Annotated in this window: 12 protein-coding genes; 8 read left to right on the forward strand and 4 right to left on the reverse strand. The window is 67.6% G+C overall.

The genetic code is table 11. The features are described 5' to 3' along the window. On the forward strand, positions 1-1,913 hold a 1,913-nt coding region (locus PCK14_RS14760; RefSeq protein WP_269939268.1), incomplete at its 5' end, for an HNH endonuclease signature motif containing protein. 129 nt (positions 1,914-2,042) lie between these two features. Here PCK14_RS14760 and PCK14_RS14765 read toward each other — a convergent pair. The 4 genes from PCK14_RS14765 to PCK14_RS14780 all read right to left on the reverse strand — a co-directional run bounded on the left by PCK14_RS14765 (position 2,043) and on the right by PCK14_RS14780 (position 5,960). Next, a complete protein-coding gene (locus PCK14_RS14765; RefSeq protein ID WP_269939342.1) occupies positions 2,043-3,095 on the reverse strand; it encodes a glycosyltransferase family 4 protein in 1,053 nt (350 codons plus the stop codon). Between the two features lie 53 nt (positions 3,096-3,148). After that, positions 3,149-4,075 carry an alpha/beta fold hydrolase gene (locus PCK14_RS14770; protein ID WP_442864737.1) on the reverse strand — a complete coding sequence of 309 codons (927 nt, stop codon included), beginning with the start codon at positions 4,073-4,075 and terminating at the stop codon, positions 3,149-3,151. A 6-nt stretch (positions 4,076-4,081) separates the two neighbouring features. Then, the gene (locus PCK14_RS14775) at positions 4,082-4,915 is read right to left on the reverse strand and encodes an aldo/keto reductase (RefSeq protein ID WP_269939269.1); all 834 of its coding nucleotides are present in this window, start codon (positions 4,913-4,915) and stop codon (positions 4,082-4,084) included. An 82-nt stretch (positions 4,916-4,997) separates the two neighbouring features. Then, positions 4,998-5,960: a sugar-binding transcriptional regulator gene (locus tag PCK14_RS14780; RefSeq protein ID WP_333474364.1), complete on the reverse strand. Its 963-nt coding sequence runs from the start codon at positions 5,958-5,960 to the stop codon at positions 4,998-5,000. Positions 5,961-6,172: 212 nt separating this feature from the next. Here PCK14_RS14780 and PCK14_RS14785 point away from each other — a divergent pair, with 212 nt between their 5' ends. The 7 genes from PCK14_RS14785 (at position 6,173) to PCK14_RS14815 (ending at position 16,904) form a co-directional block, all read left to right on the forward strand. Continuing rightward, a complete protein-coding gene (locus tag PCK14_RS14785; RefSeq protein ID WP_269939344.1) occupies positions 6,173-7,903 on the forward strand; it encodes a glycerol-3-phosphate dehydrogenase/oxidase in 1,731 nt (576 codons plus the stop codon). Positions 7,904-7,991: 88 nt separating this feature from the next. Continuing rightward, a complete protein-coding gene (locus PCK14_RS14790; RefSeq protein WP_269939271.1) occupies positions 7,992-8,732 on the forward strand; it encodes an MIP/aquaporin family protein in 741 nt (246 codons plus the stop codon). Positions 8,733-8,784: 52 nt separating this feature from the next. Then, a complete protein-coding gene (gene glpK, locus PCK14_RS14795; RefSeq protein WP_269939272.1) occupies positions 8,785-10,299 on the forward strand; it encodes a glycerol kinase GlpK in 1,515 nt (504 codons plus the stop codon). Positions 10,300-10,539: 240 nt separating this feature from the next. Continuing rightward, complete coding sequence (leuS, locus tag PCK14_RS14800; RefSeq protein WP_442864741.1) at positions 10,540-13,044, forward strand: leucine--tRNA ligase; 2,505 nt, start codon at positions 10,540-10,542, stop codon at positions 13,042-13,044. Between the two features lie 93 nt (positions 13,045-13,137). Next, complete coding sequence (locus tag PCK14_RS14805) at positions 13,138-14,133, forward strand: DegV family protein (RefSeq protein WP_269939274.1); 996 nt, start codon at positions 13,138-13,140, stop codon at positions 14,131-14,133. 117 nt (positions 14,134-14,250) lie between these two features. Continuing rightward, entirely contained in the window at positions 14,251-15,120 is an 870-nt protein-coding gene (locus PCK14_RS14810) for a ComEA family DNA-binding protein (protein WP_269939275.1), read from the forward strand. Positions 15,121-15,245: 125 nt separating this feature from the next. Next, the gene (locus PCK14_RS14815) at positions 15,246-16,904 is read left to right on the forward strand and encodes a ComEC/Rec2 family competence protein (RefSeq protein WP_269939276.1); all 1,659 of its coding nucleotides are present in this window, start codon (positions 15,246-15,248) and stop codon (positions 16,902-16,904) included. Positions 16,905-16,997: the final 93 nt, after the last annotated feature.

Below are 16,997 nucleotides of genomic sequence, written 5' to 3' on the forward strand. Positions count from 1 at the left end.
GCGCGGCGTCGGTGGAGGCGGTGGTGTACAAGCTGGACGCGGGGCAGCGGGTGAACGCGGAATCCGGGTGCGTGGCGGAAATCGCGGTGGTGTTGGGCATTGCCGAACGCACCGCCGCAGCCCTGGGCCATCGGGCGGTGGCGCTGCAGCAGCGGCCCGTCACCCGGGAAGCACTGGTATCCGGGGCGCTGTCCTGGCGGCATGTGTGCACGGTCCTGGCCGAGCTGGAGACCCTGGCCGAAACCCCCTCGGTCACCGAGAGCGACGTGGAGGATTTTGAGCAGCGCTTGCTGCGTTTGGCGGTGGGGACCACGGCGGGGGTGTTTGCTGCCAAGGCCTGCCGGGCCCGGGAGTCCTTGTTCCCGGCGTCCCTGGGCACCCGCACGGCGGAGGCGTTTAGGTCCCGGCGGATCGGGGTGGAACCGGGGCGGGACGGGATGAGCTGGTTGAGCCTGCATCTGCCCACGCTCGCGGCGAACGCGATCATGGTCCATTGCACCCGGGCCGCCCGTGCGATCAAGGCCAACGCCGCCGAAGCCCAACGCGCCGCCGACGCCCGTGGCGGGAGCGGGGAGGATATGCGGGAGTACCGGACCCTGGAACAGCTCCGGGCCGACGTCGCCGCAATCCTGCTCCTGGGCCAGGAACCACCCACCACCACCCAGTACACCACCACCAACACCACCAGCCCGGGCCCCGGCACTAGCGCCGGCGCCGGCAACGGCTTCAATGGTTTCCGGGCCGGCCCCGGCCCAGGCGGTTCGCCCGTCACGTTCGGTCCGCGCGGGGCTTTCGATCATCCCGGCCCGGACGCTGCGGGCGCGAGGGCCCAGGCCGGTTCCAGCTTCTTCCCCGCCGGGCAGCACCCGCCAGGGGACACCGCCGCCACCGGCACCGGTCGTGAATGCGGCAATGACCCGGCCAGCGGGGATGTGGTGTTTGGGCAGAAGTCTGCCTTCGGGGTCACCGTGACGGACGAAGAACCACCCTGGCAACACGCCCGCCCAGACCCGCAGCCCACCCTTCCTCAAGTGGCGGAGGGCGCAGCCGCTGATGCCGGGACCCCGCTCGAGGGGACAATCCTGCCCGCAGGCGGCCCTGGCGAGGGCACTGACACCGCCGGGGAGGAGGCTCCGGTGGCCGGGGTGGTGGTCGGGGACGGATCCGGCTGGGTGGACGGGGTCGTGGACGGCATCCTCGAACACCCCCAGGCCGAGTACCTGCAACAACTGGCCGACTTGGCCAACAACGTGGTGCTCACCGATCCGCCGCTGCCCAAGGCCCTGGTCATCGTGACAGTCCCGGTCCTGGGATTGCTGGGCCTCACGGACGAACCCGCCGAACTCGACGATGTACATGCCGGGCCCGTGCCGATGGGCATCGCCCGGAAACTGCTGGCCTCCTCCTCCACGTTCCTGCGGGTGCTTACGGACCCGATCAGCGGGGAAGCGCTGCCTTTGGAACCAGAACGCTACACACTGCGCGACGCCGAGAAAGCCGTGCTGCAAGCGCTGGCCGGGGGCTGCTACTTCCCCAACTGCACCAACCCGGTCCTGCTCACCGACCTCGACCACGTCAAGGCCTTCGCCCAGGGCGGGAAGACCACGCCGGGGAATCTGCGCCCGGCCTGCGCCCACCACCACCGGCTCAAGCACTTCAAGGACGACAAGAACCGGCACGGGACAGCACGCCGGATCGCCGAGCCCTGGCGCACCGGAATCCGCCTGCCCGGCTGGACGCCCAAGCCCTGCCAGGACGGGCGCATCGGCTGGATCTCACCCTCAGGCAACTACCACCCACCCCAGAACACAGAACACCCACGCCCCGCCTACCCCAAATGGCTCAAAAACCACATCACCAAGGCACTCCAGCAGGACGGGCAGAACGGCACCCCGGACGCCGCGGACACCTGAAACGGCCGAATCCAGCAGCCACCCGACACAGCACCAAGCCAACCTCAAAAGCATCGCGGCGGTCCTGCACATTGCAGTACCGCTCCGATGCCGATGGTTCAAACGGCAAATTGCCCAACAGAAAAAGCGCTAGCCGCGCAGCTCCCGGGCAATCGCCAGCAGCTCACGGGCTGAGTCATCCCAGCTGAACGTGGCCGCCTGCGAAACGGACGCCGTCGACCTTGCAGCCCAGTCTGCAGGAGACTCCAAGGCCCGGACGGCGGCCGCGAAAGCTTCAGGCGAATCGGCAGGCACGTACTGCGCTGCCGTCCCGCCAACCTCCCGGAAAATCTCGGTGTCGGCCACCACGACGGGAGTCCCCAATGCCATGGCTTCAACCAGCGGCAGGCCATAGCCCTCCGCCTTGGACAGCGTGACAAGGGCCGTGGTGCGCAGCAGAAGTTCGTCGTACTCTGCATCGGTGACCCCATTGTGGAAAACCACTGAGGCGCCAGCGGGCACCAGCACCTCTAGTTCGGCGCGGCGCTCCGGCGTGATGCGGCTGAGCAGGTTGAGGGTGAAATCGGGCAGGGTGGCCATGCCGCGGATCAGGGTTTCCACGTTCTTGTAGGGCATGAACGAGCCCATGTAGGCCAGCGACTTTTCCGGGGCCACCGAGGCATCGCGCGGCGTGCGCGAACCCTGGGGTGCATTGCCGACGATCCGGATGGGACGCTTCGTGAGCCGGTGCCTGCGCATGAGGCCCAAGGTGGTCTGGCTGATCGTGGCCACGGTGTCGGCCCGGTTGAGCAGCACCCGTTGCGGCCAATACGCCTTGTGGTACAGCCGCCACAGCACGCGCACGGGCGCCGGCAGGAAGCCGGGAGGGGCCGGGTGCTCGTAGTAGATGAGGTCGTGCAGGGTCAGCACCAGCGGGTACTTCCGCCCCCAGCTGCCCATGGTCTGCATGGGGCAGAACACCAGCTCGGCGCCCAGCTTGTTCACGTGCCGGGCCACAAACAGCTCCATGGGGGAGAGCGGTGAGTTGATCTTCACCCAGGGCAGGTCGGGCAGGAGTGCCAGCTGGCGCTCGTCGTGGATCAGCATGGTGACGTCGGCATAGGGGGCGACGGCGGCCATGAGGCTTGCGCCGTAGCGGCTGATCCCGTCGTGGTGGTCCATGCGGGTGAAGCGGGCGTCCATGACGATCTTCGGCCGGCCCTGGGGTTGGGGCTGGCCGCTGGGGGTTGCTTGGCTCACGGGGCGGGGTGCCTTTCGAGGAAGTCGTTGATGGCTGCTGCAGCGGGCTCGGGTGTCTCGTAGTGGATCAGGTGGCCCACCTTGTCGATGACCACGAGTTCGCCGTCGGGCAGCAGCTCAAGCAGCTTGTGCTGGTGGGGCAGGGTGGCGATCTCATCCTCAGCGCCGGCGATCAGGAGCGTTGGCAGCGCCAGCCGAGCGGCGACTTCGCGGACGGTTCCGCCCACCGACGCCTGGAAGGATTCCAGCAGCATGTCGCGGTTGGCGAAGCCGCTGAAGTAGGCGTGATGCTGGCCGTGGATGAATTCGAGCAAGTCGGGGTCGCGGGTCTTGGCCATGGTTACGCTCATGACCCGGACAATGAGTTTGCTGCGCAGGAGGGCGTTGCCCAGCCCGGCGGGCAGCCGTGCCGAGGCCCAATAGTAGAACACGGCCAGCTTGGTCATGATCCCCTTGGGGCCCTCGAGTGCGGGCGAAGCGATGGGGTTCACCAGGATGAGCGGGAAAACCCGCCCCGGGTTGGCCGCGACAAAGTGGCTCGTCACGATGGAACCGAAAGAGTGCCCCAGCAGCACCGTCCCCGGACCCAGGTCCAGGGCGCCAAGGAAGGATCCCAGGAAGGCGCCATAGCCGGGGATGTCGTGCTTGCCGGAAACGAAGGCGGGCGAATCGCCGAAACCGGGAAGGTCGGCCATGATGATGCGGTGCTGCGGCAGCAGTTCCACCACTCGTTCCAGGCCGTGGTGGTCGCCGCGGAAGCCGTGCACCATGACGATGGTTCGGGAGCCGGTGGAAACACCGGAAACGGGGGAGTACTCCCAGTAATGCACCGGTGTGCCAGAAACGTCGAGGATGTGGGCGCTTTCCCGGTCTGCCAGGTCGACGGCGATGGGCGAGCCGGGCGCCGCAATGCTTTTCTTCACGCCGCCCTACTTCATCAGTTTGGGGTCGGAACCGGAGCGGCGGCCGCTCTCAAGGGCGTCGATGCGCCCCATCTCGGCGGCGTCCAGGGTGAAATCAAAGATGTGCAGGTTTTCCTGGATTCGGCGCGGCGAGCTGGCCTTGGGGATCACCAGGTGCCCTGACTGCACATGCCAGCGCAGCACGATCTGTGCCACGGTGCGGCCGTGGGTGGCGGCGAGTTCAAGCAGCGCGGGCTCGTCCAGGATTTGGCCGCGGGCCAGCGGGCTCCATGCTTGGGTGGCGATGCCGAGCGATGCGTGCAGGGCGCGCAGTTCGGTCTGCGGCAGCCACGGGTGCAGCTCCACCTGGTTGACGGCCGGCACCACGTCGGTGGCATCCAGCAGCTTGGCCAGGTGCTCCTGTTCAAAGTTGCTCACGCCGATGGCGCGCACGCGGCCCTCGCTGTAGAGGGTTTCCAGGGCCTTGTACGTGGGGATGAAAAGGTCTTGGTCCGGGCACGGCCAGTGGATCAGGTACATGTCGAGGTAGTCGAGCCCCAGCTTGTCCATTGAGGTCTCAAATGCGGCAAGCGTGGCGTCGTAGCCGTGGTCGGTGTTCCACACCTTTGAGGTGACGAAAAGTTCCTCCCGGGGTGTGCCGGCGGCAACGGCGCCGCGGATGGCCGCTCCCACGCCCTCCTCATTGGCGTACAGGGCGGCGGTATCCACCGTGCGGTAGCCGGTGTCCAGGGCGGTGGAGACCAGGTCGGCGCAGTCCTCCGCGGGGACCTTGTAGACGCCGTAGCCCAGGACGTCGATCTCGGCACCGTTGTTCAATGTGTGTTTGGGGGAGCGTTGCATACCCACGACTTTACCCATTGGCGCGGCCCCGGGCGCAGTGCCGCGCGGCCTGCAGGGCAGCAACAGCGCCGCAACAGCTCCGCTACAGCCCGTCCAGGCCGTTGAGCAGCCCGAAGATGGGGTCCGAGGCCTGGCTGTCCTGTTCCACCAGCTCGCGGGCGGTGGTCTCGTCCAGGATTAGATCGGTGGCGAGCCCTGCCGCCAGGGCGCCGCGCAGTCCGGTAATCTTGCGCCGCCCGGACACCACGCAAATACGACGCCGGACCTTGCGCAGGCTGTCCAGGCTGGGTCCGCTGGAGCGTGAGTTGAGCACAATGCCGTCGTCGCTGCCGTCCGAGCGGAAGAACACAGTTGCCACGTCGCCCGCAACGCCGCTGGCCTCGAGCGCGTCCAGGTCGGTGGAATCCAGATAGCCGCCGGAGTAGACGTGGCTGGGGATTTCGGCGTCCATGGAACCCACACCGAAGATGGCGATGGTCATGCGTTCCTGCAGGTCAAGGATGCGCCGGACACTGCGCTCCTGCCACATCATCGCCTTGGTCTCGGCCTGGTCAAAGAAGGCAGGCACGGGAAACTGCTCCACCTTGGCGCCGTAGGCGGTGCCAAAGCGGCGGATGATCTCCGAGGCGTACGTGATGCCGGAGGTCTGCGTGTTGCCGGCACCGTTGAGCTGGACAATCGTGGTGCCGTGGGTGGTCTTGCGGGTCAGGTGCCTGCTGACGGTGCTGACGGTGGAGCCCCAGGCCACACCCACCACCGCGTTGGAGTCCACGAGCGGGCCAATGGTGCGCGCGGCCTGCATGCTCACGCGCTCCAAAACCTCCACCTCGTTGAGCATGTCGGAGACGGGGACAACGTGCACATCGACCTTGTGGCGGCGGCGGATCACCCGCTCCAGCTCGGGGGCGCGGTCCGAAGGCGTCTTGATCTGAATCTGCACCAGGCCGGTCTCGCGGGCCGTGGAGAGAAGCCTGGAAACCGTGGACCGGGAGGTGCGCAGCTCGCGGGCAATGGCGTCCATGGTCTGGTCCTGCAAGTAGTACATTTGTGCAGCCCGGAGCGCGTCCTGCTGCCTTGTCCGCTTTGTTGGCACGGTAACCCGGCCCTTTCTGCACGTTCGTGCAAAGCAGTTGACTATATTTCCCAACTATTCAAACAATAATGGGAACAGGCGCGCAATGCGCACAGCAACAGGACTTGAAGAGGTCGATTGTGGGAATCCTAGGCAGCGGCGGCAAGAACGAAGAACCACAGGCAGTGCAGCCCGTGGTGCGGACCCAGGTTGAAGCACTCAAGGAACGCCCCAACGCGCGTGTCCTGATCATCGGCGGCGGCATCAACGGCGTCGGCACGTTCCGCGACCTGGCCCTGCAGGGCATTGACGTGGCGCTCGTGGAACGCGGCGACTACTGCCAGGGCGCATCCGGGGCCTCCTCCCACATGATCCACGGCGGCATCCGCTACCTCGAAAACGGCGAGTTCCGCCTGGTCAAGGAATCAGTGGTTGAGCGCAACGGCCTGCTCAAGATCGCCCCGCACTACGTCAAGCCGCTGCAGACCACCATTCCGATCTTCAGCACCTTCTCCGGCATCCTCAGCGCCCCCATGCGGTTCCTGACGCACAAGCAAGGCAAGCCCCAGGAGCGCGGCGCCTTCCTGATCAAGATCGGCCTGACCCTCTACGATGCCTTCTCCCGCGACGGTGGCACGGTTCCCCGCCACGACTTCAAGGGTCGCAAGAAGGCCCTGGCCGAGCTGCCCCAGCTGCACCCCGGCATCAAGTACGCCGCAACCTACTACGACGCCTCGGTGCACAACCCCGAGCGACTGACCCTTGACGTCCTCCAGGACGGCGAAAAGGCCGGCAAGGCCGCCACCGGGGAATCACAGGCCCGCGCCACCAACTATGTTGCCCTGACCGCGGTCAAGGACGACGGCGTCGAACTCACCGACCAGCTCACGGGCGAGACGTTCACGTTCACCGCAGACGTCATTGTCAACACCACCGGCGCCTGGGTGGACATGACCAACACCGCCATGGGTGCCGGCACCCGCTTCATGGGCGGCACCAAGGGCTCACACATCGTCCTGGACCACCCGGGGCTGCTGGCAGCCTGCAACGGCCGGGAGATCTTCTTCGAGCACACCGACGGCCGCATCGTGCTGATCTACCCCATGGGCGACCGCGTCCTGGTGGGCACCACCGACGTCAACGCAGACATGACCAAGGACGCCGTGTGCACGGAAGAGGAGATCGACTACTTCTTCGACCTCGTGGGCCACGTGTTCCCGAACATCCTGGTCACCCGCGAGGACATCGTGTACAGCTTCTCCGGCGTGCGCCCGCTGCCCCGCCACGATGAGACGGCCCCCGGCTTTGTCTCCCGCGACTACCGCATCGAGCGTGCCGACCGCACCATCGCCGGCGCCTCCGTGCCCGTGCTCAGCCTCGTGGGTGGCAAGTGGACCACGTTCCGCGCCCTGTCCGAGCACATGAGCAGCGAGGTCCTGTCCATCCTGGGGTCACCGCGCAAGACGTCCACGGCCAAGCTGCCCATCGGCGGCGGCGCCAACTTCCCGGCCACCGACGCCGGCGTCGAGGCCTGGATCGCCTCCCACACGGCCGAGTCCGTCGACGCCGCCCGTGCCGGCGTGCTGCTGACCCGCTACGGCACCCGCGCCGAGAAGGTGCTGGCCTACCTCGCCGAGGGCAAGGACACCGTGTTCGACTCCACCCGCGAACTGAGCGACCGCGAGGTTGCCTTCATGGTGGAGCACGAACAGATCGGCCACCTCATTGACGTCATGATCCGCCGCACCTCCCTGGCCTTCCGCGGCCTGGTCACGAGCGAACTGCTCGCCGAGACCGCCGCCGCACTGGCAGGCCCGCTGGGATGGAACGAGGCACGCGTGGCTGAGGAGATCAGCCACAGCATTGAAATTCTGGACCGCTTCCACGGCGTCCAGGTGCAGAGCTTGATTGCCTGAAGCCCCCTGGGGCAAAAGAGGGGCTCAAGTGGGCCCGCCCAGACGGGGCGGGCCCTTCCATGAACAAACCAAGCAATAGGAGTCAAAGATGTCTCTAGGAATTGTGTTCCTGTCCGAAGTGATGGGAACCCTAATGCTTACCCTGCTGGGTTGCGGTGTTGTTGCCAACGTCGCGCTCAAGGGAACCAAGGGAAATGCCGGCGGCTTCCTGCTGGTCAACTGGGGCTGGGGCCTGGCCGTCATGGCCGGTGTCTTCGTCGCAGCCAAGTCCGGGGCACACCTGAACCCGGCCGTCACGCTGGGCATTGTCTCCAGCGGCGCCACTGAATTCGTCCCGGGCGTTCCCGTGGACGGCGCCTCCATCTTCACCTACTTCGGCGGTGAGTTCCTCGGTGCCTTCCTTGGTGCCGTGGTCTGCTGGCTCGCGTACAAGCAGCACTTCGATGCAGAGCCCGACGCCGCCACCAAGCTCGGCGTCTTCTCCACCGGCCCGGCCATCCGCAACTACGGCTGGAACGTCGTCACGGAAATCATCGGCACCTTCGTCCTCGTTTTCGTGATCCTCATGTTCGGCAACCAGCCCAACCAGCTCGGCCCGCTGGCCGTTGCACTCCTGGTCGTCGGCATCGGCGCCTCACTCGGTGGGCCCACGGGCTACGCCATCAACCCCGCCCGTGACCTGGGCCCCCGTATCGCCCACGCACTGCTGCCCATCAAGGGCAAGGGCTCCAGCGACTGGAGCTACGCCTGGGTTCCGGTGGTTGGACCCGTCATCGGCGGTGTCCTGGCCGGCCTGTGCTCGCAGTGGATGCCGCTGCTGGTCAAGTAGTCCTTTCCGCCTAACTGCAGCTTTCTTTCGCATACAACAAAAGGAAACAATGATGTCTCAGTATGTAATTGCCATTGACCAGGGAACCACCAGCAGCCGTGCCATCGTCTTCGACCACGACGGCAACATTGTCTCCACCGGCCAGCTCGAGCACGAGCAGATTTTCCCCAAGGCCGGCTGGGTCGAGCACGACGCCGCCGAGATCTGGAACAACACCCGCGAGGTCATTGGCACCGCCCTGGCCCAGGCGAACCTGACCCGCCACGACATCGTGGGCGTGGGGATCACCAACCAGCGCGAAACAGCCGTGGTCTGGGACAAGAACACCGGTGTCCCGGTCTACAACGCGATCGTGTGGCAGGACACCCGCACCCAGTCCATCGTGGACGAGCTTGCGGCCGACGGCGGCGTGGAGCGTTTCAAGGCCAAGGTGGGCCTGCCGCTGGCCACCTACTTCTCCGGCACCAAGATCAAGTGGATCCTGGACAACGTTGAAGGCGCCCGCGCCAAGGCTGAAGCCGGCGACCTCCTGTTCGGCAACACGGACAGCTGGGTCACCTGGAACCTGACCGGCGGCACCGACGGCGGCGTGCACATCACCGACGTCACCAACGCTTCCCGCACCATGTTCATGGACCTGGAAACCCTGTCCTGGGACGAGGAAATCCTGGCCGTGTTCGGCGTGCCGAAGTCCATGATGCCCGCCATCAAGTCCTCCTCCGAGGTCTACGGCCACGTCCACACCTCACAGCTGCTGCGCGAGGTCCCGGTTGCCGGCATCCTGGGCGACCAGCAGGCGGCAACGTTCGGCCAGGCGGCCTTCGAAGCCGGCGAGGCCAAGAACACCTACGGCACGGGCTGCTTCCTCATCTTCAACACGGGCGAGGAAATCGTCCACTCAAAGAACGGGCTGCTGACCACGCTGGGCTACAAGCTCGGCGACGCCGCACCGCACTACGCACTGGAAGGCTCCATCGCCGTCACAGGCTCGCTCATCCAGTGGCTGCGCGACAACATCGGCATGATCCAGTCCGCGCCGGAAGTTGAGACACTGGCCGCAGCGGTCGAGAACAACGGCGGCGTGTACATCGTCCCGGCATTCTCCGGCCTCTTCGCCCCGTACTGGCGTGCAGACGCCCGCGGCGCCATCGTGGGCCTGACCCGCTTTGTGAACAAGAACCACATTGCCCGGGCAGCCCTGGAAGCCACGGCTTTCCAGACCCGCGAGGTGCTTGACGCCGTCAACGCAGACTCCGGCGTTGACCTGACCGAGCTGAAGGTCGACGGCGGCATGGTCGCCAACGATGCCCTCATGCAGTTCCAGGCCGACATCCTGGGCGTTCCGGTGATCCGCCCCAAGGTCACCGAAACCACGGCGCTCGGCGCAGCCTACGCGGCCGGCCTGGCCGTGGGCTTCTGGAACGGCCTGGGCGAGCTGTCCTCCAACTGGGCCGAGGACAAGCGCTGGGAGCCGCAGATGGATGCCGCCGAGCGCGACCGCCAGATGCGCCTGTGGAAGAAGGCCGTCACCAAGTCCATGGACTGGGTTGACGAGGACGTCCTCTAGGGGATGAAAATGTGCGACGGCGGGGCCCTCCCAAGGAGGCGTCCCGCCGTCGTGCTTTTCCCACTGCGGCACGGCGGCGGGCATGCGTGCCCAATGCGCTAAAGTGGGAGGGTGCATAACTTCCTCCTTCTTCCCTAGCCGCAACCACCATTGCGGCCGCCCCTTGCTGAGTCGAGGGGCTTTTGTGTGTACGGGGACAGAAGGAACAACAAGCCAATGATGAATGAAAAGGCAGGGTACGTGAGCGTGCAGTCCCAGACTGAAGAGAACAGCAAAGAGGTCGTCTACAATTTCGCCTCGATGGAAGCCAAATGGCCGGACATCTGGGACGAGCTTAAGGTCTTCACCCCGCTTGACGACGGATCCAAGGAACGCCGCTACGTCCTTGACATGTTCCCGTACCCCTCGGGCGACCTCCACATGGGCCACGCCGAGGCCTTCGCCATGGGAGACGTGGTCTCCCGCTACTGGCGCCAGCTGGGCTATGACGTGCTGCACCCGATCGGCTGGGACTCCTTTGGCCTGCCCGCCGAGAACGCCGCGATCAAGCACAACGCCCACCCCAGCGAGTGGACGTACGCCAACATTGACACGCAGGCCGGCTCCTTCAAGCGCTACGCCATCTCCGTGGACTGGTCGCGCCGGCTGCAGACCTCAGACCCCGAGTACTACCGCTGGACGCAGTGGCTGTTCAAGCGCTTCCACGAGCGCGGCCTGGCGTACCGGAAGAACTCTCCCGTCAACTGGTGCCCCAAGGACCAGACAGTGCTGGCCAACGAGCAGGTCGTCAACGGCGCCTGTGAGCGCTGCGGCACCATCGTGACCAAGAAGTCCCTGAACCAGTGGTACTTCAAGATCACCGACTACGCCGACCGCCTGCTGGATGACATGGACGCGCTGCGCGGCCACTGGCCGGACCGCGTGCTGGCCATGCAGAAGAACTGGATCGGCCGCTCCGAGGGCGCCCACGTCACCTTCGTGATCGAGGCAGCCGGCGAGGAGAAGGCACAGCAGGAGCTGACGGTCTTCACCACGCGCCCGGACACCCTCTACGGTGCAACGTTCTTCGTTGTTGCCGCCGACGCACCGCTGGCACTGGACTTGGTCACGGCCGAGCACGCCGAGGCCCTGAGCGAATACCGCGAGCAGGTCAAGGCGCTGAGCGACATCGAGCGCCAGTCCACCGAACGCCCCAAGACCGGCGTGTTCACCGGCCGCTACGCGGTCAACCCGCTGACCGGCGAAAAGCTGCCTGTCTGGGCCGCCGACTACGTGCTGGCCGACTACGGCACGGGCGCCATCATGGCCGTCCCCGCCCACGACCAGCGCGACCTGGACTTCGCCAAGGCCTTCGGTCTGCCCGTCCGCGCCGTCCTGGACACCGGCATGGAAGACCCCGCTGAGACCGGCACCGCCACCACCGGCGAGGGCACCCTGATCAACTCCGGCGAGCTGAACGGCCTCTCGAAGTCCGAGGGCATCCCGGCCGCCATTGAAATCCTGGAAAAGCTGGGCACCGGCAAGAAGTTCGTGAACTTCCGCCTGCGCGACTGGCTGCTCTCCCGCCAGCGTTTCTGGGGCACGCCCATCCCGATCATCCACTGCGCCGACTGTGGCGAAGTGCCTGTTCCGGATGACCAGCTGCCCGTGCGCCTGCCGGACAACCTGCGCGGCGAAGACCTGTCCCCGAAGGGCACCTCCCCGCTGGCCGCAGCTGCCGAGTGGGTCAATGTGGACTGCCCGTCCTGTGGCAAGCCCGCCAAGCGCGACACCGACACCATGGACACGTTCGTGGACTCCTCCTGGTACTTCCTGCGCTTCGTTTCCCCGCAGTTCACCGAAGGCCCGTTTGACCCGGCCAAGGTCAACGACTGGATGCCCGTGGGCCAGTACGTGGGCGGCGTGGAGCACGCCATCTTGCACCTGCTCTACGCCCGCTTCTTCACCAAGGTCATCCACGACCTCGGCCTGCTCGAAGCCACCGAGCCCTTCAGCGCACTGCTGAACCAGGGCCAGGTGCTCAACGGCGGCAAGGCCATGAGCAAGTCCCTGGGCAACGGTGTTGACCTGGGCCAGCAGCTGGACAAGTACGGCGTGGACGCCATCCGCCTCACCATGGTCTTTGCCGGCCCGCCGGAGGACGACGTCGACTGGGCGGATGTTTCGCCGGCCGGCTCCGCGAAGTTCCTGGCCCGCGCCTGGCGCCTGGGCAACGACGTGGCCAGCGAACCGGGCACCGACCCGGCCGCCGGCGACGCCGCCCTGCGCTCGCTCTCGCACCGGACCGTGCACGAGGCCAAGGCCCTGCTGGAAGGCCACAAGTTCAACGTTGTGGTCGCCAAGCTCATGGAACTCGTCAACGCCACGCGCAAGGTCATCGACTCCGGAGCCGGTCCCGCCGACCCCGCCGTTCGCGAGGCAGCCGAAACCGTGGCCGTCATCCTGAGCCTCTTCGCGCCGTACACGGCCGAGGACATGTGGAACGCACTGGGCCACCCGGCCTCGGTGGCCAACGCAGGCTTCCCCGCCGTCGACGAATCCCTGCTGGTGCAGCAGAGCGTCACGGCCATCGTCCAGATCCAGGGCAAGCTCAAGGACCGCCTCGAGGTGTCCCCGGACATCTCCGAGGACGATCTTCGTGAGCTGGCGCTGGCCTCGGCGACCGTCCAGAAGGCACTTGACGGCCGCGGCATCCGCACCGTGATCGTGCGTGCGCCTAAGCTGGTCAATATCGTTCCCGCCTAAGCGGAGCAGGGCCATCGCTGCACAGTGCCTTCCTCTCCCGTCCGGGGGCGGGAGGCACTGTGCGTTTGCACGGACTTTGAAAGGGAGGCGGGCATGAGCGAAACACCCCCGGCATTGTCCTGGCTGCGCCAGCAGCTCCAGCGGCTGCGGCCCCGGGCCGACGCCGCCGTGCCCGGGGCAGCCACTGCCCAGCCCCGCCCCACAGTTGCCGTTGTGACCGACTCGGCCGCCGCCCTGCCCCCGGAATGGGTGCGCAGCTGCGCCGAGGGCGGGCTGCTGCGTGTTGTCTCCATGCCCGTCATCATTGGCGAGAACGTCTTTTCCGACGACGACGCCGAGCTGGAGTCCCACATCTCCCTCGCCCTGGCCTCGGGCACCTCGGTCAAGACCTCCCGGCCGTCGCCCGGCCAGTTCGACCGCGCCTACCGGGCGGCCGCGGCTGCCGGATATGACGCCGTCGTCTCGCTCCACATCTCCAGCAAGCTCTCCGGAACACACGACTCCGCGTCGCTGGCCGCCGGACGCGCCACCATCCCCGTCCACGTGGTGGACACCGGCACCGTGGGCATGGGGCAGGGCAGGGGTGTGCAGTCGGCCATCGCGGCGGCACTGGCCGGGAAGAGCGCCGAAGACGTCATTGCCGCGGCGAACGCAGCCGTGGCCGGAACTGTCATCTACTTCTATGTGCCCAGCCTGGAACAGCTCCGGCGGGGCGGGCGCATCAGCCTGGCCTCCTCCTGGCTTGGCACCGTGCTCGACATCAAGCCCATCCTGGGCATCCGCGACGGCGCCGTGGTGCCGCTGGAAAAGGTCCGCACGGCAGCCAAGGCAGTAGCCCGGTTGGAGGAGCTGGCCGCTGCCGAGATCGCCTCGCGGGGCGCCTCCGCCACCCAGGTCAGCGTTCACCACTTCGGCAACGAGGCCCAGGCCAAGGCGCTGGGCAGCTCCCTGCAGGCGCGGGCGCCCGGCCTAGCCGATGCGACCCTGACCCGGCTCCCGGCCGTCCTCGCCGCGCATGCCGGCCTTGGTGTGCTGGTCGTGGTGGTCGCCGGTGCATTGGTTCCCCCACAGGTGGGGCAGGAGCCCTAGCAGGCCACAGGCGGCGCCGGATGACCAGTTCCCCCACAGGTGGGGCAAGAGCCCTAGCCAGCCACAGATTGCCCCTTTGGCGGGCGGTGCGGGTTCCTCCGGCCCTAGCGTTGGGTCATGGGCAGCAATCGCAGGGGCCTGCGCCGGGGCGCGGGCAGGGCAGTCCGGCCGGACGGCGGCTGGGACGGCTTTGAGGCCGCACGGTCAGGCCGGGCCCTCCACGCACGCCCGCAGATTGCCCATCCACGCGCCACCGGCGGGCAGAGTCCGCGCTGGGTTGTATCCCTGCGTGCCCTGGTCGTGGTGCTGGCCATGTTGGCCGCGGCCTTCGGTGTGCTCTGGATCGAATCTGCCGGTGTCCAGGGTGCTTCTGCCGAGCTGGGTGCGGCGGGACGGGTGACTGTCCCGCCGCTGGCGGCATCGGAACCTCCCGGCACCAAGGCCGCTGCACCGGCTCCGGGGCCGTCCTGGGCTGCGGCGGCAGCTACCGCGGGCGCGGGCCCTCCCGGGGCAACTCCGGTGGCGGGCATCCTGGTGGTGCACGTGGCCGGCGCCGTCGCCCATGCGGGAATATACAAGCTGGCTGCCGGCAGCCGGGTGTTCCAGGCCGTTGATGCTGCCGGGGGAGCCCTGCCAGTGGCAGAACTCTCCGCCCTGAACCTTGCAGCCCCCTTGTCCGACGGCATCCAGGTCTTTGTCCCCACCAAGGAGCAGGCAGCCGCCGGAGGCGGAAATTCTGCCGGGGCTCCGCCTGCCGCCGGCCAGGGCGGCCCGCCGGGCTCCTCGGCACAGGGACCGGTCAACGTCAACACGGCATCGGCGGCGGAACTGGAGGAACTGCCGGGTGTCGGCCCCGTCCTTGCCGGGCGCATTGTTGCCTGGCGGACGGAGCACGGGCCGTTTGCCTCGGTCGAGGGATTGTCGGCCGTGGCCGGCATTGGAACAAAGCTCCTGGCCGGGCTCAGCGGGCTGGTGGTGGTTTCATGAGGGTTAGGGAACCGCGGTGGGCCAGATTTGCCCGGGCCGCCGTGGGGGAGCCGACTTCGGCGCCAAGGCGTCCTGCGGCTGAGCGGTTGCGCGAGCGCGGGCGGACTTTGCGGAACAGTGTGGCGATGGCGCAGGAGGCCCGGACCGGCCAGCTTGAGCGGCGGCGTCCGGATGTCCGGCTCGTGCCCGCGGCGGCCGCCACGTGGGCTGCGGCCGCCATCTCGGCCGCGCTGCCGGGTTCAATGGCCGGGCCCGCTCTCCTGGGCGGAGCTGTGATGTTCTTCGCCGCCCTGGGCGCGGCGGCTGCCGTGCGCCGGCGTCGGGCACTTTCCGCGGCTGCGCCCACGGCCCTGTTCGCCGCTGCCTGCGTCCTGGCCGTCCTCCTCTCAGTGGCTCTGCGGGGCTGGAGCGCGGGAGCGTCGCCCCTGGCGCAGGCTGTGGCGCAGGGCAGGGACCTGGTGCTCACGCTGGAGGTTGGCTCGGCCCCGCGCACGCTCTCGGCCGGCCATGGTCAGGGACAGGTGGCCTTTGACGGGCGTATTGTGTGGGCCACGGCCAACGGCAGGGCCATGACGGGAAGTGTTGCCATCAGGGTCATCGCCGGCGCGGAGTGGGCGGTGCTCCGGCGGGGCGAGACGGCAACCACGGCGGGCAACGTCCAGGCTTCCCCTGCGGGCGGATCGCCGGCCGGGGTGCTCCGCCCGACCACTGTCCCGCAGAACATTGTTCCGGCCACGGGCGCCGGCAGCCGCGCCGTGGCCACCGTGCGCAGCTCCTGGACCAGCTCGGTTGAGGCCGTGTGGGCCGGGCGTTCGCACGACGTGGCTGGCCTGCTGCCCGGGATGGTCATGGGCCAACGCGACGGCCTGGATCCCACGCTGGAGGACGCCATGAAGACTGTGGGACTGACACATCTGACGGCCGTCAGCGGGGCGAACTGTTCGCTGGTCCTGGCCTCATTGCTGTTGCTGCTGCGGTCGCTGCGGGCGCCGCGCGTCCTCGCCTTGGCCGGATCACTGGCCGGTCTGCTGGGCTTTGTCTTGGTGGTGGGGCCGGACCCCAGCGTGCTGCGGGCGGCGGTCATGGGGGCCATCGGGGCCCTGGCCGTTGTGGGTGGGCGTCCCCGGCGCGTGGGAGCGCTGCTGTCCGCCAGCATCGTGGTGCTGCTGCTGGCGGACCCCTGGCTGGCCGCTGACTATGCGTTCATTCTCTCGGTCCTGGCAACACTCGGCATTCACCTGGTGGGGCGCCGCTGCGCCACCTGGCTGGCTGCCCTGCTGCCGCTGTGGCTGGCCCAGGCGGTGGCCATCCCGCTGGCCGCCCAGCTGTTCTGTGCGCCCGTCATCGTGCTGCTCCAGGCGCGCTTTACGCCCTACACGATTCCCGCCAACATGCTGGCAGCTCCCGTTGTGGCGCTCGTGACCACTGTGGGGACACTGGGCATGGCCATTGCCGCGGTGGCCCCGCCGCTGGCAGGTTTGTGTGCGGCGGCCAGCGGTGCGGGTTCTTGGTGGGTGGCCGTTGTGGCAAGAAACATGGCCAATCTGCCCGGTGCAAGCATGCCTTGGCCCGGGGGAGCGCCGGGCGTGGTGCTCATGGCGCTGCTGAACGCTTCGGTGCTCACGGCCCTGGCCGCGATCGTGGAACGGGAGCGTGCCGCGGCGGCAGCGGCCTGGCTGCTGTCGCGGGTGCCGGCCCGCTGGCGGCGCCACGGCTTTGGGCTTGCCGTGCTCATCGCTGCAGCTGTGGCTGCCTGGTGGACCTCCGCTGTGCTCCGGATGTGAACGCGGTGCCGGGCGCGGGGAATGGAAGGCGGTGCGGAGGCTGCGGCGCGGGTTGGGAATAGTGGTTGGGGATGGCAAAGTGGATGCTGTGAA

The sequence above is a fragment of the Arthrobacter sp. HY1533 genome, from assembly GCF_027568515.1.
In the GTDB taxonomy this organism is placed as follows: Bacteria; Actinomycetota; Actinomycetes; order Actinomycetales; family Micrococcaceae; genus Specibacter.